The 24,210-nt window shown below is 66.4% G+C and carries 23 protein-coding genes and 2 pseudogenes; 18 read left to right on the top strand and 7 right to left on the bottom strand.

Features of this window, described 5'->3' with window-relative positions; genetic code table 11:
- Positions 1 to 105: 105 nt before the first annotated feature.
- From ACIBIW_RS06855 to ACIBIW_RS06835, 5 genes are all read left to right on the top strand, one after another.
- On the top strand, positions 106 to 534 hold the full coding sequence (locus tag ACIBIW_RS06855; RefSeq protein ID WP_399332697.1) for a hypothetical protein: 429 nt from the start codon (positions 106 to 108) through the stop codon (positions 532 to 534).
- Between the two features lie 8 nt (positions 535 to 542).
- The gene (locus ACIBIW_RS06850; protein WP_399332695.1) at positions 543 to 995 is read left to right on the top strand and encodes an ATP-binding protein; all 453 of its coding nucleotides are present in this window, start codon (positions 543 to 545) and stop codon (positions 993 to 995) included.
- Entirely contained in the window at positions 992 to 2,152 is a 1,161-nt protein-coding gene (locus ACIBIW_RS06845; protein ID WP_399332693.1) for a radical SAM protein, read from the top strand. Before ACIBIW_RS06850 ends, ACIBIW_RS06845 begins: the two co-directional genes overlap by 4 nt.
- The gene (locus tag ACIBIW_RS06840) at positions 2,149 to 2,361 is read left to right on the top strand and encodes a hypothetical protein (protein ID WP_399332691.1); all 213 of its coding nucleotides are present in this window, start codon (positions 2,149 to 2,151) and stop codon (positions 2,359 to 2,361) included. The genes ACIBIW_RS06845 and ACIBIW_RS06840 overlap by 4 nt, the downstream gene beginning before the upstream one ends.
- Before the next feature lie 114 nt (positions 2,362 to 2,475).
- On the top strand, positions 2,476 to 3,312 hold the full coding sequence (locus tag ACIBIW_RS06835; RefSeq protein WP_399332689.1) for an aminoglycoside phosphotransferase: 837 nt from the start codon (positions 2,476 to 2,478) through the stop codon (positions 3,310 to 3,312).
- Here ACIBIW_RS06835 and ACIBIW_RS06830 read toward each other — a convergent pair.
- A complete protein-coding gene (locus ACIBIW_RS06830) occupies positions 3,299 to 4,525 on the bottom strand; it encodes a TerD family protein (protein ID WP_399332687.1) in 1,227 nt (408 codons plus the stop codon). The two genes, ACIBIW_RS06835 and ACIBIW_RS06830, sit on opposite strands and share 14 nt — an antisense overlap.
- Positions 4,526 to 4,778: 253 nt before the next feature.
- On the opposite strand from ACIBIW_RS06830, the gene ACIBIW_RS06825 reads away from it, so the two are divergent.
- Entirely contained in the window at positions 4,779 to 5,177 is a 399-nt protein-coding gene (locus ACIBIW_RS06825) for a hypothetical protein (protein WP_399332685.1), read from the top strand.
- Positions 5,178 to 5,240: 63 nt separating this feature from the next.
- On the opposite strand, the gene ACIBIW_RS06820 is transcribed toward ACIBIW_RS06825, so the two are convergent.
- Complete coding sequence (locus ACIBIW_RS06820) at positions 5,241 to 6,377, bottom strand: ImmA/IrrE family metallo-endopeptidase (protein ID WP_399332683.1); 1,137 nt, start codon at positions 6,375 to 6,377, stop codon at positions 5,241 to 5,243.
- A gap of 49 nt (positions 6,378 to 6,426) precedes the next feature.
- Complete coding sequence (locus ACIBIW_RS06815) at positions 6,427 to 6,801, bottom strand: hypothetical protein (protein WP_240799334.1); 375 nt, start codon at positions 6,799 to 6,801, stop codon at positions 6,427 to 6,429.
- Between the two features lie 117 nt (positions 6,802 to 6,918).
- On the opposite strand from ACIBIW_RS06815, the gene ACIBIW_RS06810 reads away from it, so the two are divergent.
- The 8 genes and pseudogenes from ACIBIW_RS06810 to ACIBIW_RS06775 all read left to right on the top strand — a co-directional run bounded on the left by ACIBIW_RS06810 (position 6,919) and on the right by ACIBIW_RS06775 (position 16,206).
- Positions 6,919 to 7,059: a hypothetical protein gene (locus ACIBIW_RS06810; protein WP_399332681.1), complete on the top strand. Its 141-nt coding sequence runs from the start codon at positions 6,919 to 6,921 to the stop codon at positions 7,057 to 7,059.
- 92 nt (positions 7,060 to 7,151) lie between these two features.
- Positions 7,152 to 8,156 (top strand): nucleotidyltransferase, encoded by a 1,005-nt coding sequence (locus ACIBIW_RS06805; RefSeq protein WP_399332679.1) that lies wholly within the window; start codon positions 7,152 to 7,154, stop codon positions 8,154 to 8,156.
- Positions 8,153 to 9,622 (top strand): ThiF family adenylyltransferase, encoded by a 1,470-nt coding sequence (locus tag ACIBIW_RS06800; RefSeq protein WP_399332677.1) that lies wholly within the window; start codon positions 8,153 to 8,155, stop codon positions 9,620 to 9,622. The genes ACIBIW_RS06805 and ACIBIW_RS06800 overlap by 4 nt, the downstream gene beginning before the upstream one ends.
- The gene (locus tag ACIBIW_RS06795) at positions 9,619 to 11,397 is read left to right on the top strand and encodes an SAVED domain-containing protein (RefSeq protein ID WP_399332674.1); all 1,779 of its coding nucleotides are present in this window, start codon (positions 9,619 to 9,621) and stop codon (positions 11,395 to 11,397) included. The genes ACIBIW_RS06800 and ACIBIW_RS06795 overlap by 4 nt, the downstream gene beginning before the upstream one ends.
- Positions 11,398 to 11,819: 422 nt before the next feature.
- Positions 11,820 to 13,328, top strand: a complete 1,509-nt coding sequence (locus tag ACIBIW_RS06790) for a hypothetical protein (RefSeq protein WP_399332672.1) — start codon at positions 11,820 to 11,822, stop codon at positions 13,326 to 13,328.
- Between the two features lie 542 nt (positions 13,329 to 13,870).
- Positions 13,871 to 14,083 (top strand): annotated as a pseudogene (locus ACIBIW_RS06785) (helix-turn-helix domain-containing protein); the annotation flags it as partial.
- Between the two features lie 198 nt (positions 14,084 to 14,281).
- The gene (locus ACIBIW_RS06780; protein ID WP_399332949.1) at positions 14,282 to 14,980 is read left to right on the top strand and encodes an ImmA/IrrE family metallo-endopeptidase; all 699 of its coding nucleotides are present in this window, start codon (positions 14,282 to 14,284) and stop codon (positions 14,978 to 14,980) included.
- Between the two features lie 2 nt (positions 14,981 to 14,982).
- Positions 14,983 to 16,206, top strand: a complete 1,224-nt coding sequence (locus ACIBIW_RS06775; RefSeq protein ID WP_399332670.1) for a hypothetical protein — start codon at positions 14,983 to 14,985, stop codon at positions 16,204 to 16,206.
- On the opposite strand, the gene ACIBIW_RS06770 is transcribed toward ACIBIW_RS06775, so the two are convergent.
- The 3 genes and pseudogenes from ACIBIW_RS06770 to ACIBIW_RS06760 form a co-directional block, all read right to left on the bottom strand.
- Complete coding sequence (locus ACIBIW_RS06770; RefSeq protein ID WP_399332668.1) at positions 16,176 to 16,622, bottom strand: hypothetical protein; 447 nt, start codon at positions 16,620 to 16,622, stop codon at positions 16,176 to 16,178. The genes ACIBIW_RS06775 and ACIBIW_RS06770 overlap by 31 nt on opposite strands.
- A 431-nt stretch (positions 16,623 to 17,053) precedes the next feature.
- Positions 17,054 to 18,466, bottom strand: a pseudogene (locus ACIBIW_RS06765) (LacI family DNA-binding transcriptional regulator); the annotation flags it as partial.
- Position 18,467: 1 nt separating this feature from the next.
- Positions 18,468 to 19,285, bottom strand: a protein-coding gene (locus ACIBIW_RS06760) for an IS5 family transposase (protein WP_399332947.1) whose coding sequence is annotated in 2 segments (ribosomal slippage) — positions 18,468 to 18,953 and positions 18,956 to 19,285 — 816 coding nt in all. Because the reading frame shifts where the segments join, the coding sequence is not laid out codon by codon here.
- A 558-nt stretch (positions 19,286 to 19,843) separates the two neighbouring features.
- Here ACIBIW_RS06760 and ACIBIW_RS06755 point away from each other — a divergent pair.
- A complete protein-coding gene (locus ACIBIW_RS06755; RefSeq protein ID WP_399332945.1) occupies positions 19,844 to 20,401 on the top strand; it encodes an AAA family ATPase in 558 nt (185 codons plus the stop codon).
- A complete protein-coding gene (locus ACIBIW_RS06750; RefSeq protein WP_399332666.1) occupies positions 20,398 to 20,958 on the top strand; it encodes a guanylate kinase in 561 nt (186 codons plus the stop codon). Before ACIBIW_RS06755 ends, ACIBIW_RS06750 begins: the two co-directional genes overlap by 4 nt.
- Positions 20,959 to 20,997: 39 nt before the next feature.
- Here ACIBIW_RS06750 and ACIBIW_RS06745 read toward each other — a convergent pair whose 3' ends face one another.
- On the bottom strand, positions 20,998 to 21,855 hold the full coding sequence (locus tag ACIBIW_RS06745; RefSeq protein WP_399332664.1) for a DUF1932 domain-containing protein: 858 nt from the start codon (positions 21,853 to 21,855) through the stop codon (positions 20,998 to 21,000).
- 274 nt (positions 21,856 to 22,129) lie between these two features.
- Between ACIBIW_RS06745 and ACIBIW_RS06740 the strand changes: the two genes are divergently transcribed.
- Positions 22,130 to 22,354: a transposase gene (locus tag ACIBIW_RS06740; protein ID WP_399332662.1), complete on the top strand. Its 225-nt coding sequence runs from the start codon at positions 22,130 to 22,132 to the stop codon at positions 22,352 to 22,354.
- 305 nt (positions 22,355 to 22,659) lie between these two features.
- Positions 22,660 to 24,066, top strand: coding sequence for a hypothetical protein (locus ACIBIW_RS06735; protein WP_399332660.1), 1,407 nt, complete (start codon positions 22,660 to 22,662; stop codon positions 24,064 to 24,066).
- Positions 24,067 to 24,210: the final 144 nt, after the last annotated feature.

Below are 24,210 nucleotides of genomic sequence, written 5' to 3'. Positions count from 1 at the left end.
GCGGAAGTAGAGCGCAAGTGGAACATTCGCTGATTCCCTGCGCGGTGGGACACGGCGACGCTCAAGAGGTCACTCTTTCGTCGAGTCCCTTGGACGGTCACCAGCATGGAACTCCTTACCGAGCACCGCCCGGTCAACGGGCCCGTCGTCTACGGCTTCCTGCGGCTGGTCGGCGTCTCTGTAGCCCGTCAAACGGCATTACGGACGGCGCTGGCGGAGTACTGCCGGGTCCATGAGCTGCAGCTCTCCGGCGTCTTCAAGGACAGGCGCGCGACGACCGACCCGACCTCCACCGCCTTCACCGGTCTGCTGGACGCGCTGGCCCTTCCCGACGTCTACGGCGTCATCGCCCCCACCCTGTCCCACCTGGGGCCGAAGCACCTCGCCGCCGAACGCACGCGCCGTATCGAGGCCACCGGCGCCCGCCTGCTGCTGGCCCGCCGTCCCCGCATCGGAACCGTCCACGTAGCTCGCCGCCAGATCGCCCACCGCCTCTTCCCCACACCACTTCGCCCCCTAAGCACGGAGTCATGAGGCACCCCATGCCCGAGTCGCGTCAGCAGTTCTTCGACGCTCGGCACCAGTCCGTACGCAAGGCACGGGAGTTCGCCACCCGGGTGCTGGACGACTGGGACCTGACGAGCCGCACCGAGGACATCCGCCAGTGCGTCTCCGAACTCGCCACGAACGCCGTCGTCCACGGCACCGCCCGCGGGCACGGCTTCCTCGTCCGGCTCGACATCGACGACGACTGCGTACGCCTGGAAGTGCACGACAGCCGTCGCCAGCAGCCCACCGTACGCGAGCCGGCGGCCACAGACATCTCCGGGAGGGGCCTGACCTTAGTGGCCACGCTGTCCGACGAGTGGGGAGTGAGGGACCGTACGCCACTCGGGAAGGTCATCTGGTCCTGTTTCAAGACCGCGGGCGACGCCGCACAGTCGATCGGCCCTCCCGTCCCAAACCGCGACGACCGCCCTCTGGAGGTCCGATGACCGTAACCGACACACCGGATCGGGCGACATCTGCCGCGTCAAGCACGCGTCTCGTGGCCAGCCCGTTCCTCGCCCAGCACCTCCTTCTTCAGCCAGGCCGTGCGGTCGGTGTGCGCATTCCTGGGATCCGCTACGAGGAGCTGCGCGCCGCGAGCCATGTCGGAGACCCTCTGCCGGCCTGGCTTGCCGATGCCGCGCGGCAGGCATGGGGCATCGGACTGCCTGACGGCCCGGTCGGCGATTTCGTCCTCGTCCGCGAGCGATCGCCGTACGGGTACGCGAAGGCGTCCTGGGAAATCAACCTCGGCTGTGACTACGACTGCGAGTTCTGCTACCTCGGTGAGAAGCGTTTCGAGGGCCTGGACTGGGCGGGCAAGCAGCAGCTCCTGCGGACGATGCGCGACGCGGGCGTGCTCTGGCTGCAGATCACGGGCGGCGAGGCACTGATCGACCGCGAGTTCGCCGCGGCCTACGAGTACGCCCACCAGCTCGGGATGATGGTGCAGGTCTCCTCGAACGGCTCGTCCCTGCGCAAGCCGCCGATCCGCGGGCTGTTCACACGCCATCGCCCCTACCGGCTCACGCTCAGCGTCTACGGCGCGACCGCGGGCACGTACGACAAGGTCACTCGCAACCGCGGCGCGTTCGGCCGGTTCATCCAGGGCCTGGACGCCGCCCACCAGGACCGGCTGCCGGTCCGGCTGAACGTGATCGTGTCGGACGACAACGCCCATGAGGTCGACGCGATGGTGGCTCTGTGTGAGCGCTACGGCTTCCCGCACCAGGTCTTCACGAACATGTCGCCGACGATCGACGGCGAGGCGAACCCGCTGGCGACGCAGGCCGAGGGCCACGTCAAGCCCCGGAGCGTCTTCACCGGCTGCAATGCCGGCCGGACGTTCTTCCACGTCAACCCGCACGGCATCGCATCCGTCTGCAAGGTCGGCCGCGACCCGAGCGTGAACCTCGTGACCGAGGGCGTCGCCGCCCTCCCCCGACTCGGCGCCATCGCCGAGTCCCTACAGCTCCGCACCGGTGGATGCTCCGGCTGCACGAAAGTCGGCACCTGCCGTACCTGTCGGCCGCTGGCCAAGCTCTACCAGGAGGCGGGGGATCGACGAGAGCTCTACTGCCAACACGGAGGCTACGGATCATGACCCCACCCATCACAACCCGCACCCCGCCGCGCGAACCGGTGCTGCTCACCATCGGCCGGCGCCCCACCGACGAAGCCGTCGGCACCCTGCCCGTGCCCCTGCCCGCCGCGGCCATCCGCGACGATGAGGTCCAGATCATCGCCGACCTGGACGAGGCCGCCGAAGGCGCCGAGTGCAGCTGCTCGGCCGGCGACGACCAGCCGTACTAGATACACCGCAGGCGGGTGCCGCGCCGCTCGCGTACGCACTCCATGGGTGCCGCCCCGGTCATACCCTGGCCGGGGCGGCACTCCCTTGTCTCCGAGCCCCATGAGGAACCGCGCATGTCCATGTCTCGCATTCCCTTCGATCAGCTCCCCGCCGACGTGCGCCAAGCTGTCACCGACAAGACCGGCGCCGTGCATCGGGCGGTGACCATGACCGGCGGCATGAACTCCGGCGTCGCCTCCGTCCTGGAGACCGAGAGCGGCAGTGTTTTCGTGAAGGGCATCGCGAGTGATCATCCGCAGGTCGCAGCACAGCGTCGCGAGGCAGAGATCGCCCCCCACCTGCCCACGTCCTGTCCCCGCCTGTACTGGCACCTGGAAGTCGGCGGATGGAGCCTTCTCGGATACGAGGTCCTGAACGGCCGCCACGCCGACTACAGCCCCGGCTCAGCCGACTTGGCGCTCGTAGAAGCCGCGCTCACCGAACTGCAACGGGTCACCGCTCCGGCCGACATCGAGATCAAGGACGCGGTGGACCGATGGGCGGATTACGCTCCGCCCGGAACCCTCCAGCACTTCAGCGGCAATACTCTGCTGCACACCGACTTCGCACCGCACAACGTCCTGATCGTCGACGGGCATGCCCGCCTCGTCGACTGGGCGTGGCCAACGCGCGGTGCGGCGTGGATCGATCCAGGCGCCTTGGCGCTGAGGCTGATGGACGCCGACCACCCGGCGGAGGACGCGATCATGTTCGCAGGCCGCTTCCCGTCGTGGCGGAACACCGATCCGGAGGCACTGACGGCATTCGGTTCCGCATCTGCGGCGCTGTGGCGGGAGATCGCCGAGGAGGACCCAACGCCCTGGAAGCAGGGGATGGCCAAGAAGGCCGCTGCGTTCAGGCTCGCACTCCTCAGAGGGTCCACGCCCGCCGTCGGATCTACCTCGTCTTGAACTCGATCTTTCCGGTACTCATACGGAAGTTCCCACTTGAGTACAGCGTGGGTCGGGCCTCAACGTGGTTTCCGCTGTACTTCTCCACGTGCCGGATCTGCACACCGCCTGGAACATTGAAGTCGATCAGGGCAATGGCGACCCAGTAGGACAGGTTGCGGTTGTTGAACAAGGGCACCGTCACCGTGGACCCGCGCCCATCCGTGACCACCGCCTGAGCACCGTATGACTTGAAAGAACCGGTTCCGTTCTCCACCGCGCTGTAAGCGCACAGCAGGACGTAGCCCTGGAGGTCTGGGCGACGGATGGTGATCGTCTCTAGACCCGGCACTTTGGAGTCGCCGTCCAGCGCGATGTAGGGGGGCGCTACTGACGATCCGAGTTGCCGGTAGTAAACGACCTGGTCCGTCTTGACCGGGCGCTGCCCGGGTGAGGTGACCAGACTCCGAGGGACGTAGAGGGCGTAGAGGTCCAGGTCTGCCCCGGCCCTTCTTCGTGCTGCACTTCCGCCGTTCCACTCGAGAGTGGCTATCACTACAAGGCTCGGGTCGTCCTTACGCATGTCGATGGTCGCCTGGCCGGCCTTGGTCAGGAGTACTTTGCCCAACGGCGCAGGCGGCCGGACCGGTGCCGTCACCGGCCCCGGCGGTGACGGCACAGCTGACATCTGTCGGCTTCGCGCGGGTGTGACGGTTGAAGGAGCCGCCGTGATAGGACCAGGGTCATCAACAACAATGCCGAAGTCCGACGCCAACCCCGCCAGACCCGTGTCCCACCCCTGGCCCACTGCCCTAGCCTTCCAGCCGCCCGCACGCCGGTACAGCTCGACGAGCACAGCCACTGTCTCCCGATGCATGAGCGACGGCGGCTCAAAGGTACTTCGAACACCGCCACACTCGATGACCGCATGCGGGGTGCTACTCGCGTCGAAATACCTAACCCGCAGCTCCGGATCGATGCTGGCGACGATGGCAACGCGGTCCACCGTCTCCGGGATTGCGGCAAGATCCGCGACGATGGTCTGCCCGTTCAGCCTGACCCCGTCCTGCGCAGCATGGTTGTAGAAGATCAAGTCGTCATCACTCCGCACCCTGCCGTCCGGGCCGAGCAGGACAGCGGACACATCAATGCCCGTCGTAGGGGAGCTGAGGGTGACACGGCAAGCCGAAGCAGTCAGGACGGTATTGCCACCTTTTGCAAGAGCAGTAGTCATGATTCGGCCTCTCTCCGAGATCCGTACATGATGGTGGCCCTGGCCGTTCCACGCAGTACAAACACGGATTTGCTTGCCGACCGCATCGGGCTGTAGACGCGGCTTGGGAGCACCGAAAGTCCCAAAATAAGCCGGGATCACTGTGCACCCACACGCTGGGTACCGTCTGGCGGGGCGGCGCCGGGCCGGGTCCGAACGTGGCACGGAAGCCGGGAAGTGCGAGTGCCCGACGTACGGCCCAGCCAGCGCATGCGTGACCCTGGAGTCGTCCAGCGCAGCACCGGCGTCCTGGGCGAAATGGCCCCGCTCTTTCAGCCTGCCCGCCGAGCGCGACGATGCTGAGCGCATCACCGACGAACTGTTCGCCGGTCGGACCACATCACCCAGGTCCACCACTTCGCCAAGGGCAGGGGCATCGCCGCCTCGTAGATCGGCATCGGCAAGGCCGCAGCCGTTGTGCAGCCCCGGCGAACACCCCTGCGGCCAACCTCCGAAGATCACCGCCCGCTCCGAGGAGACCGACGAGCACTACGAAGGCTGCCTCATCCACCACGAGACCGACCATCTCGACGGCCTGGTCTACACGGCCCGTATGAAGATTGGGGTCGTCCAGATTTCGGTCGAGGAGTATCGCGCGCTTGCCTTCGCCTGAAGCAAGCAGTTCCTGCCTATCTGCTACGCGGCGGGTGGCGTTCAGTCAAACGTCCAGGGGCGGCTAGCCCGCGGCGAGATCGCCGGAGAGGCTGATCTCGATGGGGCGCTTCAGCTTGCTGCCGTACTTCCAGTCCAGGACGCCGTCGTGCTGGAGGCGACCGACAACAATGCCTGGGGCGATGCCAGCCCGGCGGGCGAAGGCTGTGATGTTGGTAAAGGGCATGGGGCGCTGGGCAAGTTGCTTGTAGGCAGCCGCGTGCTCGGGCGGGATGAGGGTTTCCCTGGCGAAGGCGTCTGCCTCGTCCTCACTGCGGTCTCCTTCGGGAGTCGTGTCGTCGTCACGGCTCGTGTTGTCGATGAAGGTGAGGCGTTTGCCGTGCAGGAGGACATGGCCGAGCTCGTGGAAGACGGTGAACCAGAAGTGGTCGTCCTTCTTGAATCGGCCGCTGAGAGCGACTCCCACCTTCTCAGGGGTGAGCCATCGGGTGACGCCGGACACGCGACTATTGGGTGGCGCGGCAACGAACACCACCGCGACACCGGCTCGGGCGCACAGGCGCGGGATTTCAGTCCGCCAGACGGCGGGTTCCTCGACGGTCAGGGCGCGCAGCTGGGGAAGTAGCTCAAGCAGGACCGCGCGGTCGTAGGGTGCGCAAGGGATTTCGCGTGCTCGGAGTTCGGCCTGGCGCAGCCAGACGGCGGTGGCGTAGTCGTCCGGCGTGAGGACGGTGGAACGCCGGAAGGCAGTCCGGTAGCTGCCCCACACGTTCTCTGCAATCTCTGGGTCGGCGACCCCGAAGAACGCCAGCAGACGCTCGAGATTGTCCACCGTGCGCTCTTTCGTCTGCAGGATGCCGCGTTTGACCAACTCCTGCAGGGAGAAGCGGTCGAGCCAGTCGAGGCGATGGCTAAGGGCTTCACGGCTCTGGGTGCGGCTGACATGGGTGCGCCAGGCGGCCTCCATCTGGTTCCACAGCGAAGCCGGGATTCCGACGGCTCGCTCCAGCAAAAGGGCAGTGTCGGGGGTAAGGACAGCGCTGCCCTGGACGATCTGGTTGACGTGCTTGGTCGACAGTCCGGTGCGGCGGGCAAGGTCCGCCTGGGGAATGCCAAGGGCGTCGAGCTGTTCTTTCAGCGTGTCACCAGGAGGCAGGACTTCATCCGGTGCGAACGGGTGCGGGGCGGAGGGCGGAGTCACGTGAGTGCCTCTCGGTCGGCGAGGCTGCGGGGCGGGCCTGGTGGCGAGATCAGGGGCGGTGGATCGCTGCGACGATCACAGCGCGTACGGCGTGCTCGTTGAGGGTGCCGTCGTCGAGGGTGCGGGGCGGGTCGTCACGCGGGCGGACCACGAGATCGCCGTGATCACCGAGCGACACCAGCAGAGTGAAGCAGTCCCCGTTGGCTGCGGGCCGCAGCCGCGCGGCCGCAACGTGGCGCAGGTCGGCCAGGTGGTGGGCGGCCGCCATCTGGCCAAGACGCCGGAGCAGGGTGGTCGCCCCATCGGGGCCTAAACGGTCCCTGCGGGCAGGGCCGCTGTTGCAGAGACGGGCGAGCTCGGCGTCCTCGAAGACGATCTCCACCAGCGACCCCAGAATCCATTTCCGTGTACCTACTGCTTCCATGCTATCCTCCCGATCAAGGCCTATGAGATTTCATGCACCTACTGGGTAAACGAAACCCCGAGACAGGGTGTGGCGTGTGCTACCGCAGGCCACCGCAGAAGATCGGAAGGACAGCCCATGGCGGGCAAGAGCAGCGCATCCAACGGCAAGCGGGGCCGCAGTGCCATCACGGGCCGGTTCATAAAGCAGGCCACCGTAAAGCGGCACCCGAAGGCAACGACCAACGAGAGCACCGGCAAGGGCGGCAAGAAGAAGTAGGCCGCCAGTCCCTCGCCGACGGGCCTCGCATTGCCATTGGTGCGAGGCAGGCTCAGCAGACCAATGCAGTCACGACCAGACCGGAGGGCCCGATGGCTCACCTCAAGCAGCAGTTCAAGGATGCGTTGAGCTCCATCGAGCCCGGCGACGACAAGACCAACGCGCCAGAGGCGCATCGCCTCGTCCGTGACGCCCTCAAGGCTGACTCCAAGCTCGCCGAGTACGGCGTCAGCCCGATCCTGATCGGCTCCTACAAGCGCAACGTGTCGATCCGCAGGATCAAGGACGTCGACGTGTTCGTGCGCCTGCCCGATGTTCCGAGCGACGTCACATCGACGGACATCCTCGACAGGTTCTTCAAGGTCCTGCATGCAGAGTTCGGCACCGACGCCGACGGGCACCGGCGCACCAAGCGTCAGGACCGGAGCCTGCAGGTCTCCTTCCCGGAGTACGACCTCTTCGTCGACGCGGTGCCCTCCCGCCCCTACGGCGACGGAACCTGGGAGATCCCCCAGAAGGGCGACGAGAACGAGTGGGTGCGCACCAACCCAGACGGGCTGACGGACCTCTCGAGCACGATGAACGCGGACCACGACGAGTACTACGTACCGACCGTCAAACTGCTTCGCCAGACTCGTCGCGCCCTGCTCGGCACGAAGAAGCCCGGCGGATTCTTCATCGAAATGGCCGCCTACCAGGCGTTCGCCTCAGGTGCAGTCTCGGGCAACGACCAGGCGGAGTACTACGTCTCCGCTCTCCGGGAGGTCAGCAAGATCATAGAAAACTTCGTGACCTACGGCATCGCGGTGACCGACCCGACCCTGGCCGGACACACCATCCACATCCGCGCGACCGACGATGAACTGGACACCGCACGTGCGCGGTTCAACGACGCCGCGACGTCGGCAGAAGCCGCGCTCGCCGAAGAAGACGCGGGCAAGGCCGCGCTGGCGTTTGGGAAACTGCTGGGAAAGAACGGCGATGGAGATACGGTCTTCCCGATGCCCCCTGGCTTCAACGAGGACGGCAGCAAGAAGGCATCCGCGATCTCGCCCGGCGCCCGCGTCGTTCCTGCCGGCAAGAGGACCTTCGGGTGACCTCTGTCAGCTTCGACGAGTACGTCGCCTACGCGCGGCTGCACTTCGAGGAGGGCCTGATCCGCGCCGGGTTCCACGAGGTGGAAGCAGGGTGGGAAGGGCCTGTCCCGCACTCGGCGGGCACGACCCGTGTAGTGATCGACCTGCCGCCCCGCTTCCCGTTTCGGCCGCCGAGGGTGGTGCCGGTCGATCACGACGCGGTGCCCTGGTCCTGGCACCGTGACTCGGACGGCGCGCTGTGCCTGGTTGCTGAAGAAGATCACGACGGGTTGTGGTGGATGGAGGCACTGGCGTTCCTCGAACACGTCACAGCATGGTTCGAGCACGCGGACACCGGATGGACGGACGATCGGCCCGACCTCGACCTCGACCGGTACTTCCATCAGTCCGCGGACCGGCGCCTCTACCTCTACGACGACCTCGGCCAGTACCTCAACCGCTCCGTCCGCTTCAGCCCGGCCAGCAACAACACGATGCGAATCAGGCACGGCATCCGTCCCAGGAAGGCCCTCAAGCACAGCAAGGACCGCTTTGGGTACGTGGCCGATCTCGGCGAGGTCGACGTGCCGCCGCGAACCTGGGCAGACATCTGTGCCCGGCTCGGCTCGAACGCGGATCTGGACCGCAGAATTCGCCAGCAGTCGGTCGCGGTCGGCGTGCTGGTTTACCGACGAGGCACCCACGAGGGCGCGATCGTGCTGGACGTAACGCCCACGAAGGAGGGCGGCACGGCCGTCACACGTCTGCGCTCGGGCGCAGACACCGAGGCCGCCCGGTCCGCTCGCGCAGGCGTCCTCGCTGCCGAACTGCGTGAATCCAAGGTTGCCGTGGTCGGCGTGGGCGCTTTGGGCTCGTTCATCGCCGACATGCTGGTGCGCTCTGGTGTCCGTCACCTCACTCTCATCGACGACGATGTGGTCATGCCGGGAAACCTCGTCCGCCACCTCGTCGGCCCCGACGCAGTCGGACTGCCGAAAGCCGAAGCGGTCAAGCGACACCTCGTCAGGCACAACGAGGCGCTGGCCGCAGGCATCGACACCATCAATAGCGCCCTTGCCTCGGGTGCCGACGCGGTCGACCATTTGCGGAACCACGACCTCGTCGTGAACGCCACCGCCGACTTCGCCACCACCGCGCTCCTACATGTAAGCGCCCTGACACTGGGCACACGGGTCCTGTCTTCGGCGCTTCAAAACGACGGCAGGACCTATCGCATCGACGTACTGCCACCGATCGACGCCGCAGCACCGCTGCCGCCTTCGACGACCAGAGCCGACACGGAGGTACCGCAACTGTTCGAAGCAGGCTGCGGAAGCCCGATCTCCCCAACGCCGCCCCACGCGGTGATCGAGGCAGCAGCGGCAACCGTCCGCCACGCCCTCGGACTCCTCGTGGACCGCCCCCTCCATCCTGCAGGGGAGTCGCGCCACCTCCACTCCGCACCACAAAGGAGCCACCACCAGTGACCCGGCCGGCACCACGGATCGAGCTGCGCCAGGCGGCACACGAGGTCATCGCGTCCGCGACCGCGCAGCAGCTGCCGCGGGAAACGGGTGGCATCCTCCTCGGCTATCAGGAAGACGCCAACGTCGTTGTCACCCATGCCCTCGTGGTCGTCGGACATGGAGCGTCCACCCACAGGTACGTGCGCGATGGCGTCAAGGCGAACATGCTGCTCGCAGAGTTCCTGGCCCAGCGAGCGGACGACGATCCAACCGGCTACGTCGGCGAGTGGCACAGCCATCCCACACCGTCCGGACCGAGCCCGACGGACCTTGCCGCGATGCGGGCAATGGCCCGCGAGCACAACGGCCCGATCGCACTCCTCGTTTACGCTCCCGGCGGGACGGACCCCTTCTCCGGACTGATCACCCGGCGCCAACGATGGGGGCACGTCACCGGCAAGGCAGCAACGGTCCTTCCGCCACCGCAGAGATTCAAGGCGCTGGGGCCGCTGCCTAAGGGCGCAGTCCGGCCTGACGGCGCGGTGTTCATCTCCTACCGGCAGTCTGACGGGTCCCCGCAGGCCGAGTCGATCGAGAATCTGCTGAGGGCGGCCGGTCTCGTCGTGTGGAGAGACCATACCGACCTGCGCGCGGGCACAACGACCGATCGTCTCGAACAAGCCCTGACCCAAGGGCTTTCAGCAGCCGTGCTCGTCGTGACACGGGACATCGTCCACAGCGACATCGTCCGAGAACGTGAGCTGCCTCGGCTGCTCCAACTGGACGAGGACCCCGCCTTCAGTCTGTGCATCGCGAACAAGACCGCCAGAGCGGGAAGCGATACACGGTGCGACTACGGCGCACCGGACCGACTCCTAAGACTCGCTCCCTCCCGGACCCTCGCCGACAAGAAGCAAAGCAACATGCTCCAGCCGTCCGGCGAGAGCGAGATCGTGCGCGACCTGCTGATGCACCGAGTCGAACAACGCAAGCCCGCCATTCACAGCCAGAACCGTGCCTTCACGATCCGAGTCCAGACCCGCCCCGCACCCTTCGCCATGGACGCGGGCGAGGACGACCTGCACATCCGCATCAGGGCCGCCAGCGACGGGCGTCTGCCGTTGCGAGAGGGACTTCAGCTCCTGCAGGCCACACTGCCCCTGACCAGCGACGCCGTCTATGCCACCGGCGCGCAAACTGTATGCGTCTTTGGCGGAGCTCACCTGTCGGTAGCCCTGGCCTTGGGAGCCGCCCTGCCCGAGACCAAGATCGGCAATGTCGAGGTGGTCGACACCCGTGGCGCTCAGTGGACGTCTGCAGAAAGTGGTGACGACCCACTGACCAGCGAACTTCATACGCAACCAGTTCGCCTCGAACAAGCGCAGACACCCGACCGCCACGACCGCGTCGCGATCTTCCTCAGCCTGACTGCCAATCCAGATCAGACCGCATTCGAGCAGCTCCTGCACGAGTCCAGCGAGGGCTTCGCCGCGGCCGCCGAAATCTCCGTCGCCGGCGAAGACCGACTCGACCCGCGCGAGGCCGCACGCCTCAGCACGGCTGCCGCGCAACAGATCAAAGCGCTTGCCGCACACAGCGGCCGTGCGGAGGTGCATCTCGCCTTTCACGGCCCCTACACGATGGCTCTGCTCGTAGGGCGATACCTCAACACACTGCGCACCGTCGTCTACGAGTGGGACGGTGCGACCCCTGGGAGGCCCCGATACACCCCAGCTCTCATGCTTGAGCCAGGTGTCACCGGCGGACCGATCACCGAGATCCTGCTCGCCCAATAGGCGTGGCGACGCACACCCAGCGTGCCAGCCGCTCTTGCTCTGCCTGGCTGAAGTTGTAGCAGTGCGCCACGGGAATGTTACTGAGCCAGGCGGTGATCCAGACGAACTGGGCGAGAGGGCGGCGAACACAGCGGGCCTGCTGGCCTGAGCCACGGGCCAGGACGCGAAGGGTCTTCGTCAGACCGAGTCATCGGATGGATCCGCCACGCCGGCGGTTTCAGCGGAGGTCAGCCTGACGCACCCACAGTGGGACGTACCCGCGAAGGCACCGCCTGCCTGTCAGTGCTGAGCCATATCGTCGTTTCTCTGGACTCCGACGATCGAGACTGATTGAGGACGGACACCGCCATGCTGGCTGAAGAAAAACCCTTCGCCGACCATATCGAGGGTGCTCGATGATTCCCCGTGGACCGGACTGCACGGTGACCACCCTGATCGAGCTGCAAGGCGGCAGGCCGCAATGGGACAAGGCCATGCGGTGGATACGGGAGCTGGGCTGGACGTGCCACGAGCTCAGCCCGAAGGAGCGACGCACAGTCCTCCGGGCGTTCGACTCCAATGTCAATTTCAGCGAGTTCTGGTGGGTGGAAGTACCGATCACGGGCTCCACCTGGCGTGCCGACCGCGAAGCAGCCTGGCAGATCACAGAGTTGAGCCGGTCGGTACAGACTGTGATTTACGGTCGGCTGTTCCGGCGTGACGAGATCGATCGGGTCCTTGAGCCCGAGTGGCAGGTGCACTCGGCAGATCACGAACCCGAAGGCACCGTCGTACCGGGCTTCCGTCGGCTTTGGCGAACAGTCACGCGCTGGTGCGCGGCGCGCACTGGGCTGCTCGACGTCCGCGTGCGCATCCATGCGAGCAAGGACGCCGCCCGACACCTGGCCCGGCATCTGCACGCGGACGGACCCCGAGCGGACCTCGACGTGCGGCCGCTCGACGGACGGGGGCGCACCGGGACTATCCATCATGGAGAGGACGCCCTCAACAGGGCTCTGGCGCTCTTCGGCGGGCCACTGCTCGCCATGTCCCTCTTCCTGTCAACAGCTCAGCACTTGATACCCGTTGCGGCCGCAGTGTGCTGGTTCCTCGCTGTCCTCTGTGCCGTCCCAGCCTGGTGGACGGCTTTCGCCCTGCCCTTGGCTCACTCTCGGCTCCAGTGTCTAGCTATCTGCATCATCGCAACCCTCGTAGTGGCCGTCTACACACTGGGCGTCCCTGGGCTCTTCGACGGCGTCAACTCCCGGGCCTCTTGGGCGACGGCAGCAATCGGCTTCTACGTGACTGGTCTGATCCTGCTGGGGCGCCGCTGGCGATGGCAGATACTGGCCGCGACGGCGCTTCCCCTGCTCGCCACACTGCTCGTGGCGGCTCTGCCCCTCACCGATAGGATCCTGCAGGACGGCTACGCGGACGAGCTGTCTCTGTCACCGGAAGAGACAGCGGTCAGCGGGGCGTACCAGCTCATCGCGGCGGTGAAACTGTTGTGGCCCGCCCTTGCGGCGATCCTGTTCATAGCAGCCGTTTGGGGCGTCCTGCGCTACTTCCACTTCATACGGCCGCGGAGCGTCTTCGCTGGCACCCTGGCCGCACTTTTCCTCACCCTTGGCTTACTCATAGCCGCCGAGTGGACCTTCGCGTCACCGCAGCATGCGGCCGACAAGCTGAAGCGAGCAGCTTCTCATCGCACCAAGGCTCCACCGTATTTCGGTATCTCAGCGGACTGGGTCTGCGTCCGTCCCACAGTCTCGGTTCACGCCCTGAACGAGCAGGGTGGCGCGCTTGTACCACGCACCCCCTACCTTTCGTTCGGCGTCGCCAAAGGCAACGTGGTCCTGTGGAACGCCGCCGCCGACCGCCCACTACGTGTTCCGGTTGGACAGGTGAAGCTGCTTCCCGCCGGGAACCCTGGGCTCTCGTGCGTCACATGACTGGGCAACACAGCCGAAAGAGAGAATCGAGCAAATTTACTTGCGCTACGCAGCTCGGAACCACGGCTTCGAGAGCACTGCACCCCTCGCTGGGAGATTCCTGGGAGATGATCTTCCCTCAGAGGCCAACCGGAACCTCTCCGCACCACTTCAGACCAATCACCTGACCTGCAGTTTTACAGGATTCGCAGGTGTCGATCCCGCCCGACCCTCATTCGGGACGAAGAGGCCGTGGGTTCAAATCCCGCCACCCCGACAGCTGAAACACCAGGTCAGGCCCGGTACTGAGAGATCAGTACCGGGCCTGATTTGCGTTGGGGGACCATTTTGGGAGCCATTTGGGAGCCGACTTCAGGATGCGGCTCCCAGGAAGAGAGCTCCAGGAGCTGGAGCTCCACCCCAACTGGCTCCGCACACGTCGCCGTTCCGGCCGAGTCAACGCCCCCTAGGGACCTCACTCGCCATCCGGTTCGGGCAAGGCATCAGCGGAGGAATATTTCGTGCTACTGTTTCGAGGACTGATATGAGGCGGTGAGAAGCGCATGGCAGCGGTCAGGCAGGAAGCACAGCCGGGGATGCTCGTGTTGGCACGAGAGTCCCGGGGGTTGACCCAGGTAGAAGTCGCAGCCGCCATGACTAAGGCGTCTCAGGGGGAAGCGACTCCTGTGTCCCAGGGCTACGTGAGCCGTGCAGAAGCAGGGCGACTCGTCGTTAGGGACGATCGTCTGGCCCTATATGCCGCCGCCCTTGGATATCCTCCAGCGCTGCTCTGCCTGGACCCAAAGGTGAGTGGCATCGGGGTGGGCTTGGTTCATCACCGCAAGAAGGCGTCCCTGTCTACTTCTGCACTACGCCGCGTCCACGCTCACCTAGCCCTGGCCCGACTGCAGTTGGACGGCCTCACAGCGGAGGCAGGCGTACCTGAGGAGCCGTCGCGCTTCCTAAGGGTCCCGTTGAACGACCTCGTGACCCCCAAGGACGCAGCACGCCGGGTCCGCCGGGAATGGAACATGCCGCCCGGCCCCGTGCTCGACATGGTTGGGGTAGCGGAGGACGCTGGCGCCCTCGTACTCACCGAAGACTTGGACAGCGACCTGCTGGACGCCGTGAGCCAGTGGCCCGAGGGGCGACAGCCGCTCCTGCTGACCAACACGCGCGCCCCCGGAGATCGTCGCCGCTTCAGCATCGCCCACGAGTTGGGACACATGGTGATGCACCCGGAACCCGGGACAGCGTCCACACAAGAGAAGCAGGCAGACGCCTTCGCCTCAGAGTTCCTGATGCCGGCCGCCGATATCCGAGCGTCCTTCTCAGACGGGATCGACCTATCTGGGCTGGCGGATCTCAAGCGCACTTGGGGCGTTTCAATGTCGGCTCTCCTACGCCGTGCCCAGACACTCAACACCATCAGCGAATGGCAGTACCGCACCCTGATGATCGAGATGTCAGCGCTCGGCTACCGGACGACAGAGCCGGTCGAGGTGCTCCCCGAACACCCTCAGCGAGTCGCCGCTCTCGTGCAGCACTTGCTGACTATTCGCCAGATGCCTCTTGAGGACGCGGCAGCGTGTGCCCATCTCCTCCCGGAGGACTTCCAGCGCCTATACGTCGATAGCGCCGACTCATCATCGATCCCAGCCACTCGAAGGTGACCATGAACGAGCCCTCCTCCTCGCTGCCCCGTCCTCGCTCCGATCTGACCGAGCCTCCCGATGCTGCGGACCAGGCAGGGCAGTCGGAAGGCATGAGCCAGCTGCGCGGCCGCATGCTGGTCCAAGTCAGTACCTTCCGCCTCAACTACGTTCAGGCGCACCTGGACCCCGGCCGAAGCGGACTCGTCCTGTGCGGAGACGACGCAGTGAAGAAGGCCGGCACCCTACGCTTCAAAGAGGGCTTCGACAGCCCGCTCCTGATCGACCCGGCTGTGTACGAGACTCGCGTCGCAACAGAAGACGATCCGTTCCCGTACGAGATCGAGCCCACGCTGTTCCTCGATGACCCCCTGGAACTTGCCTTGGCCGAGCAACGCGATGCCGGCGCGACGCTCGCTATGACGCCCACGGGCTACATCAGGGCCGAAGACTCGGACGCCCTTCGTGCGACCGTAACCCGCGTCCTGGAACTTGACGACCCAACAGTGGTCTTCGCTGCCCCTGTCGATGTCGCCTGGTTGCGCGACGAAGAGTCGACTCGCCAGCTCATCGCCTATTTGCGCATGCTCAGGGGCCCTAAGGCGATCATGCTGGGCGGACAAATGGATCCCCTCGGCCGATACGCCAAAGCCGTGACCTATCTCAAGCGGCTCGTCGAGGAAGTTCCCGACGCGGCACTCCTGCGTACCGACCTCGCAGCCTTCGGCGCCCTGGCCGCTGGTGCAGCCTTCACTGCTTTCGGCACGAGTAGCCGATACCGGCACATCGTCGCACCAGGCGAAAAGACACAGACGAACAAGCGCATCCCTGTCAGGTCTCCGCACGTCCTCTTCCCCGAGTTGATGGCGTTCTTCCTGGGAGAGACGATCGCCAAGCGCTACGGTGGCGCGGACACACCGGTCTGTTACTGCGCGTCCTGCGCTGGTAACCGCGCTCTGGATGCCTTTACGAGCAATCGCGGCGACCTGCCAGCCTCGGCGGCCGCTCACAATGTTGCGGTCCTCATGGAGTGGCTTCGCACCCTCGCCGCTGCCGAACCCGGACTCGCTCGTCAGCAGTGGTGGTACGACCGCTGCCGGACGGCCCTGGGTCAGTACACGGTGATCAACGCGTCAATCCGGCAACCGGGCGCCTTCAAGTCCCCTGCCCAACTGGACCGCTGGGCCCTCGAAGCACCCGAGCAGCTCGCCAACGATCAGAAGGCGGAAGCTGACCGGAGCCGCTGATACAGGTTTTCGACGAACCACCAGGCCGCAGCGGTGTGTCGAGGCGGCCTGTACTCCTCCGGCTCCAGGACCAGCTCAACGTCACGTCCTGAGGCGACGAACACACCGATTCCGTAGAAGTCAGCTTCCACCAGAGCTTCATCCAGACGAGTTGGCCTGCGATCCAGCAGCACAGCCCGGCGACAGAAGGGCGCGAAGCGGCCAGCCTTCTCGAGCCCCTGACGCAAGCTGGCGGCGCGGACCACAGCAAGATCCACATGCACGGGACGCACAGCCTGCCTGGCCACGGTCTTCCGGCTGCGCTCAGCAGCCCCAGCTGGCAGGGCCCGGACAGCACGCCGCTCTTTTGGACCCAGCGTGTCCATTGGGACAGCAATGCCCACGGGCAGAGCCAGCAGAGATTCCAGGTCGGCCATGTGAGCCAACGGCGCAGCTGAACTTCGCTCTCGCCGTGCGTGCTCAGCTGCGTCCAGTCGGTAGAAGCACAGGGCCTCGACCCCGCAGATCGACGCGACCTGCGCCTGGCTCCCCGGCTCCAGCAGCGCGCGAGAGGCCACTCGCACAGAACCGTCCACTGCGGTATTCGCCAAGGTCACCATGGCCTCCACCCTGCCTCACCAGGCCCCAGCCGCAAACAGCGGCCCCCGCCATTCATCCAACCGGTACCGGCACGACTCCACCTGCCAAACCGCTCAAGCAGCGCCGTGGACACTGCTCCGGGCGGGTTCATTGTCTGAGCATCCCGCTGAAAATGAGCCACCGGGCCAGGTAAAGCCCTTCTCCCACCCGGCGGCCTCCGCTTCGTGTACTGGTGTCCTCGCGCACCTCCTGGATGGCTACGTCTGCCTTATGAGAGCCCTGCCCGCCGCGCCTTCAAGAGCGAGTCCAGCGCCCCTACCGGCGACGTGGTGCACATCGCGAGCCGTGCGTCGAGCGCTGTCTCCCACTGCTCGGTCAGGCCAGCCATGAGGCGCTTGCGCATGCCGGGCGTGACATGGGCGTAGCGCGCGGAGACCGAGCCGTCGATGTGGCCCATGCGTTCGTCCATGAGGACCTTCTCGGTGCCGAGGTCCTCCATCATCGTGCGGTGGGTGTGGCGCAGACCGTGAGGTGTGAGGCCCTTGGCGATCGGGAGCCAGCAGGCGTCCGCCCGAGCGGCGGCGCCTCGGCCTCGGGCTGGGATGCCGGGCCACGGCTCGCCGAGGATGGGCACCGGGCGGGCCTCCTGGGGTGCCTTCTTCGGGTACCAGCCGGACACCGCCGGGGTGAACAGCCAGGTGGCGAAGCCGTTGCGGCGCCAGTGGGCTGCGTGCTCCGACGTGGCCCCGCCCCGAATGAACCCGAGCTCTGCGATGGCGAGTTCGACCCGTACGCGGGTGTCCTCGCGTACGCGGTCGGGGTGGTTGAGGACGTTGGAAACCGTCCCCGTGGAGACCTCGGCACGGCGGGCCACGTCGACGAGCTTGGCGCCCTGGTGACCACCGGTACGAGCTGTGCCCTGGCCTCGGAAGACGTACGTCCTGCCGTGGCAGGGGCACGGCGTCGGCTTCGTGCGGGCGATGTGGTTGAAGACCAGGGCGGACAGCCAGTCCGTCGAGTCGATGTTGCGGTAGCTGTCGTCCTTGGGCGGGCAGCGGACCAGCTCGCCGGTGTCGAGTTCGTACAGCTGCCACTCGACGCGGAAGGCAGTGGGGCGGACGAACTCCGTTTCCAGGCCAACGATTTCACCCCAGCGTTTGCCGGTGTAGCCCTTGAGGACCGTGGCGACGAACTCGTCGTCGCGGCCTGAGAGCAAGGCCGCCCTCTCGGCGGTGAGCAGGATGCCGAGCGAGTCGGTGACGACCTTCTCCGGTCCTCGGTCGCGGGAGCGGCCGGCACGCTTGCCCCGGCCGCGTCGTCGGGCCGCCGGGTTGGAGGTGAGCAGGCCCTCGTCGATCGCGTCCTCGAAGATCAGGTGGAGCGTCGAGCGCCAGGTCTTGACGCTGGAGGCTGCGTACGCGGCCCGCTCCTTCTTCTCCCACAGCTCGACGTCCGTACGCAGGACGCCCGCGAGCGCCTTGTCCTCGAAGTCTGGGAGCAGGTGCTCCTCGATGTGGCACTTGTAGTTCTGCATGGTCGAGGCGGCCAGGTCCTGGGCGGCGTACCAGCGGTTCGCGTACTCGCCGAAGGTCTCCTGGCCGAGTGCCGGGTCGCGCCAATCCCCGCGCCGGTATTTGTTCTCGGCCTCGCTCGCGGCTCGCTGAGCCTCGCTCTTAGAGGCCCTAACAAAGGCGTCGGACGTGGCGGTGGGTGATCAGGCAGAGGGCGAGGCCGAGGAAGGCCTCGTGGATGTCGTCGCGTCGTTCCCAGCGGATGCGCAGGCGGCGGAAGCCGTGCAGCCAGGCGATGGTGCGCTCGACGTCGTAGCGGAAGATGCCCAGGCCGGTGCCGTGGGGCTCGCCCCGTCTGGCGATCACGGGGCGGATGCCTCGTTGCCAGAGCAGGCGGCGGTATTTGTCGTGGTCGTAGCCGCGGTCGGCCAGCAGTGCGTCGGGGCGTCGGCGGGGTCTGCCGACCCGTCCGGCGACGGCGGGAATCTTGTCGAGCAGCGGCTTGAGTTGGGTGACGTCGTTGCGGTTGCCGCCGGTCAGCGATACCGCGAGCGGGATGCCCTGGCCGTCGACGATGAGGTGGTGCTTGCTGCCCGGCCGTGCTCGGTCGACCGGGCTGGGTCCGCTTTTGGGCCCCTGCGTGCGGCCCGTACGTGGGAGGAGTCGATCACCGCCCGTTCCCAGTCCAGCTGGTTCTTCGACCGGAGCTCGTTCAGCAGCAGTTGGTGGAGCTGGTCCCAGACGCCGGCGTCGTTCCAGGCCGCCAGGCGTCGCCAGCAGGTCATGCCCGAGCCGAAGCCGAGCTCTTGGGGCAGGTACTCCCACTGGATGCCGGTGTGCAGGACGAAGAGGATCCCGGACAGGGCCTGCCGGTCCGGCACCCGCGGTCTGCCCTCGGCCTTCTTCGGACCCGACTTCGGCAGCAACGGCTCGATCAGCGACCACAGTCCATCCGACACGATCCACGGCCGCGACTGACGGTTTCCCATGCCCAGACATACGAGCAGAGAGGCCGACAGCCTCATGATCAGCAGCTTTTGTTAGAGCCAGTTAGGCTCCGGACATGACCAGAAATGGGCAGGCGGTAGGCGCGGTGGCCAAGAGTCGCCCGGGGTGGCACCCGGACAAGCTGAGAGAGCAGCGCGAAGCCCACGGCCTGACGCTCGAAGGCGCGGGCGAGCAACTGCGCGAGGTGGCTCGGGCCGCGGGACTCACGGTGCCGGCCGCCAACTTCCAAACCCTGTGGCAGCACGAGCAGGGCGAGGTCTACCCCGGACCCGCACTACCGCCGCGCGTACTGCCTGCTGTATCGCGCCTCCGAGCCCGAACTCGGCTTCCGCAACGCGCTTCCCGAGGAGGCCGCCAAGCTCAAGCTCACCGTGTCGGGCGATGGGCACTCCAGCGCCCATGTCCTGGCCGTGGAGCGGGCGTTGCATCAGCTGGCACCGAGCGGGGACGACGCCGACGGGGCGGGTGTCCAGCGGAGGATCGTCGATGCCTGGAAGCGTCGATACACCGGTGGCACCCCGGACGCACCAACCTTGCTGATGATCGGTGGCTATGCGGGGAGCGGCAAGTCGGAGTTCGCCCGCTTCATATCGCAGCTCACGGGATGGCCCGTTCTGGACAAGGATCCGATCACACGGCCGCTCGTCGAGCGGCTCCTGGTCGAGCTGGGCAGCGAGGCCCACGACCGGCACAGCGATCTCTACCTGGAGAAGGTTCGTCCGCTGGAGTACCAGTGCCTGCTGGAGGCCGCGTATGTGAACATTGACTGCGCGATCAGCACCGTACTCTGCGCACCCTTCATCTCCGAGGCCACGGACCACCGGTGGATGCGACGCCTGGCCAACCGGTGCGAGGCCCGCGGCGTCCGCGTGGTGGTCATCTGGATTCGGTGCGACATCGAGACGATGCACGAGTACATCAGCTCCCGGTCGGCCGCCAGGGACAGTTGGAAACTCCAGAACTGGGAGACGTACGCCAGCGGAATCGACCTCGAACTGCGCCCCGTCGTGCCCCACTTGGCGGTCGACAACCGGCTCGGTTCCGCGATCTCCCTCACAGACCAGGTGCGCCAGGTTCTCGGGAGGGTGTTCCAGTGAGGCAGGGCGTCCTGCTGTACGGGCCGCCGGCGGCAGGCAAGGACACGGTCACCGCGGCTCTCGTCGAACTCGGCGCAGGCTACGTACCGTTCGCCCGGTTGAAGATCGGCAGCGGGAAGACCGACGGCTACCGGATGGGAACGCCGCAGCAGCTGGCCGACCTGGAGGCACGCGGCAACGTCATCTACCGCAATGACCGGTACGGCAACACCTACGTCATCGACCAGCCCGGACTCGAAGCCGCCATGGCGGGCGGTGCGGTCCCCGTCGTCCACCTGGGCCAGATGGTGGGGGTGGAGCGGTTGGCCGCCCTCTTCCCGGCTCGCTGGGCACGCGTTTTGCTGTGGTGCTCGCGGGAGACCACCGCCCGACGCTCAGCGGAACGCGGTGACTCCGATACGACGGCCAGGCTGGCCGCCTGGGACGCGACCCGGACCGACCTTGCGGCTCATCCGCAGGCTCAGTGGGACCTACGCCTGGAAACGGACGACACGGCACCCCACGAAGCCGTTAAGATGATCGACGCGATCGTCCACCCCGCGTCGACCCACACCTGACGAGGGCACAGCGACGAACTGCACGAACACGCGATTCGATCAGTCAGGATCGCCCCCATCCCGCTCACCGCGTAGGGCTTCCAGCGCCTCGGCGACGCCCAGCCTCTCGTCCCTGTTGCCTTCCCACCGCGCCAGCGTCGTGGCAGCCGCGTGCATGAGGGCGTCCGGGAGGTCGGCGTCGGCCAGGAGGGCCGCCGCGTCCTCAAGCTCCGGGCCCCAACGCCAGGCCCGGGCGGCGGTCTTGGGAATGTAGTCGGTCTCGACGAGATAGGAGCGGGTCCGCTTGGATGCGATCACCAGCAGCTCGTCCGCGACCCCATACGATTCGGCCGCTCCGTACGCCACGGCCGCGAGCACGCGAGAGACCTTCTGGAAGCTGGAGTAGGAGAGCTTGAGCGCGGAGGCTTGGCCGATGCGTTCGCCGAGGACGTGGGTTCGTATATCGGTCTCCGCGAAGAGTTCGGCGATACGGTCGCTCTGCTCGCGGGGGCCGGACAGATACAGCGTCGCGGTTTTGCCACCCGCCGGGGGCGATCCCACGACTGCGGCGTCGATGACCGCCGCCGGTGCCAAGCGGTCGGCGATGCCCTGCACGCGTGACGGTGCGACCGCGTTCGCCTCCACGTAGACGGTGCTCGCGCCGGTCGCGCGGACTTCTGCCACCTGTTCGGCGACCTGCTCCGCGGCTGCCGGAGGGCACAGGGAGAGCAGCAGGTCGCAGCGGGAGACGAGTTCCGGCAATGCCGCGGCTTCAAGACCCGCCTGCTCGGCCCGCCGACGGGTCGCGTCACTGCGCCCGTCGGGACACCACAGCACGGTGAAGCCCAGAGCGCGCAACTGGGCGCCGAAGGCGGCGCCCATGCTGCCGGGGTGCAGCAGACTGATCGTGCTCATCATGCGGGGGTCCTTGCCTGGTCGGCGATGTGCAGAAGCAGTAGGTCAATGGCGGCACGCACATGCGACACCGTGTGGTCCGGTGGGGGAACATCCGGGGGCCAACAACGCTCGTCCTCGATCCAGATAGTACGAAACCAGCGGCACGCCCCCCGGGACTGCACGAAGGGGTGACAGCGGGGTTTATGTAGCCAGGTCTGCGGGTGAGGGTCACGATGGTCTCGTACTCGATGGGGGTCAATCGGGCCAGGTGAAGCTTCCCCTTGATCGTGGACACTTGGAGACTGGGATCTTGAGGTTCCAGAGGAAGAAGCACCAGGTGGGAAGTAAGTACACGAAGCGGTACACCGAGGAGTTAAAGCGGGACACGATCGCGCTCGTCGACTCCTCGGGCAAGACGGTCACGGCGGTCGCCCGGGAGCTCGGCATCAGCTCGGAGTCGCTGCGCGGCTGGTACCGCCGGGCCAAGGCAGACCGGGGTGAGGGCGCCCCCGGGGGTTGACCGGCTGACAGACGCCCTTCCGCCCACCTATCTATGGCGGCTTCTTCGCCTGACAGCGGTGACGTCGCACGTCCTCGATTCTCTGCGAAGACAACACCAGTCAGCTGACAGCAGCGGCACCGGCTACGGAACCTTCCCATGGCCGGGCGGGCTACGCCACCGTGGGATACCACGGCATCGCCACGTACCTGCGGCATACAACTAGAAGAAGCTCGTCCAGCTACTCACGGAGACGGGCGGCCGCACCGCCATGGCCTGAATCGCATTCTTGTCGTCGGGATCAGGGGTTCCTACCGTCCCATTTCATGGACTCCACGGCCTTCGATGTGATCAGGCGTCTCGGTGACCTTTTGACCGTGCAGGTGACCTCATCGCCCGAACTGATAGCCGGAGTAGGGAAAGCGGCCAATGCCGTCGACCGCGAGCGGGCGAAAAATAAGACCTCAAACGAAGGGCATGGCCCCCGCAAGCCGGACCTGCGCCAACTACCCCGAGCCGAGCGTGGTCCCCTACGGCTGACTCCATGGGATTTGCTCGCAACGTTCGCGCGCGGTACGGCCTTGTCCCGGCAAGGACGAGGCAGGGGACTGGCTGAGCACTGGCAGGGGCTGAAATACTGCCGGGCCTTCGCCGCCGACCGGCACGGTAGCCTGTGCCTCACCGATGAAGGAAAGGCTCCCGAACTGTCCTATCGGGCCATGCAGGCGAGGGAGCTGGGCCGGGCGTTCGGGCTCGCCGTCGCGGAACAGGCGCTTCGCGAGAGGTATCCGGACCACCTGATCAGCATCGTCGACGCGGAAACCGTCCTGCTTCCCGGCTTCGCACGGACCAAGCCAGCCGGGACCCTCGGCGCGAGACCGCGGCCGGATTTCCTGCTGGAGGTATGGCGTCCCAATGACGGCTCCCGGATCTTCGTGGTGACCGTGAACGGCAACCACCAAGCTGTGAAGCCGAAGACCTCGGCGAGCTCTCGCACGACATACAGACAGCTCGCCCGGGGCAGTGAGCGCGTGGAGCGATTCCATTTGGGGCAGTGGAATGCGACTCCCGCGCTCACGACCTCGACCGAGTTCCTCGCGGCCACCGGTGTGACGGTGCATGTCCTGCACACGGGTGGAGGTGTTGAGCTCCCGGTACGGCCGACGTCCGGTGCGGATTCAGCCGATGTGGCCATCGGGCGGCGGGCTTTGCCGTACGTGGACTCCGTCGCCCTCCCGACGAAACGCGGAGCGGAACGGCACAACGCCTTCTTGATCCCTGAGAAGGAATTCTCGTGGTTCGGCCGAGTGGTCGCCCGGGCACACTCCGCCGGGCAGCTCTCACTGGCCGGCGGCGGTGGGACGGTCGGCCGGTATTTGATCGACGAGCAGGGCCGCAAGCACTTCAGCGAAACCACTTTCGCCGGGACTGCCAGTGTCCACGACGCGAAAGCCTATTTTGCCGGGGAGCGATACGTCGGCACTGACCAGGTCTTCCGTATCAACGGCACGCGCGTCGAAGCGTTTTCCGGCATGGCCGCAGATCTCTACGATCTGCTCGCGGAGGGCAAGGTAGAGGAGTACCGCCGAAGGGCATACGAACGGCGGGAGGGCTGGCCCGAGCCGGACGACATCGACGACTGGGGTGCGAGTTCCTTCAGGCCGGACGGCACCGCACTCGCGATACGGGTGGTGCCAGAGAAGGCATCGCCCGACAACCGGTTTCCGGGGTGACCGATACGAGAGGTGTTTCCCAGCGGAGGAGCAGGCTCTTCACGGTCCGCGCCGGCTCCTGGAAGGCCGGGCAGCGGGTCGGACATCTCTCCTCCGACGCTCAGAGGTGGCCGGATGCCGTCCCTCCCGTTCGGCCTCGGCTGT

It is taken from the genome of Streptomyces sp. NPDC050560 (genome assembly GCF_044457285.1).
Lineage (GTDB): Bacteria > Actinomycetota > Actinomycetes > Streptomycetales > Streptomycetaceae > Streptomyces.
Note: the sequence above shows the minus strand (reverse complement) of the source record. Positions and strands in the feature narration are given on the sequence as shown.

What these genes read in the sequence shown, in the direction of transcription:
- ACIBIW_RS06855 (WP_399332697.1), top strand. Translation starts at nt 106, where the DNA reads ATGGAACTCCTTACCGAGCACCGCCCGGTCAACGGGCCCGTCGTCTAC.
- ACIBIW_RS06850 (WP_399332695.1), top strand. Translation starts at nt 543, where the DNA reads ATGCCCGAGTCGCGTCAGCAGTTCTTCGACGCTCGGCACCAGTCCGTA.
- ACIBIW_RS06845 (WP_399332693.1), top strand. Translation starts at nt 992, where the DNA reads ATGACCGTAACCGACACACCGGATCGGGCGACATCTGCCGCGTCAAGC.
- ACIBIW_RS06840 (WP_399332691.1), top strand. Translation starts at nt 2,149, where the DNA reads ATGACCCCACCCATCACAACCCGCACCCCGCCGCGCGAACCGGTGCTG.
- ACIBIW_RS06835 (WP_399332689.1), top strand. Translation starts at nt 2,476, where the DNA reads ATGTCCATGTCTCGCATTCCCTTCGATCAGCTCCCCGCCGACGTGCGC.
- ACIBIW_RS06830 (WP_399332687.1), bottom strand. Translation starts at nt 4,525, where the DNA reads ATGACTACTGCTCTTGCAAAAGGTGGCAATACCGTCCTGACTGCTTCG.
- ACIBIW_RS06815 (WP_240799334.1), bottom strand. Translation starts at nt 6,801, where the DNA reads ATGGAAGCAGTAGGTACACGGAAATGGATTCTGGGGTCGCTGGTGGAG.
- ACIBIW_RS06810 (WP_399332681.1), top strand. Translation starts at nt 6,919, where the DNA reads ATGGCGGGCAAGAGCAGCGCATCCAACGGCAAGCGGGGCCGCAGTGCC.
- ACIBIW_RS06805 (WP_399332679.1), top strand. Translation starts at nt 7,152, where the DNA reads ATGGCTCACCTCAAGCAGCAGTTCAAGGATGCGTTGAGCTCCATCGAG.
- ACIBIW_RS06775 (WP_399332670.1), top strand. Translation starts at nt 14,983, where the DNA reads ATGAACGAGCCCTCCTCCTCGCTGCCCCGTCCTCGCTCCGATCTGACC.
- ACIBIW_RS06770 (WP_399332668.1), bottom strand. Translation starts at nt 16,622, where the DNA reads ATGGCCGACCTGGAATCTCTGCTGGCTCTGCCCGTGGGCATTGCTGTC.
- ACIBIW_RS06755 (WP_399332945.1), top strand. Translation starts at nt 19,844, where the DNA reads ATGATCGGTGGCTATGCGGGGAGCGGCAAGTCGGAGTTCGCCCGCTTC.
- ACIBIW_RS06745 (WP_399332664.1), bottom strand. Translation starts at nt 21,855, where the DNA reads ATGATGAGCACGATCAGTCTGCTGCACCCCGGCAGCATGGGCGCCGCC.
- ACIBIW_RS06735 (WP_399332660.1), top strand. Translation starts at nt 22,660, where the DNA reads ATGGACTCCACGGCCTTCGATGTGATCAGGCGTCTCGGTGACCTTTTG.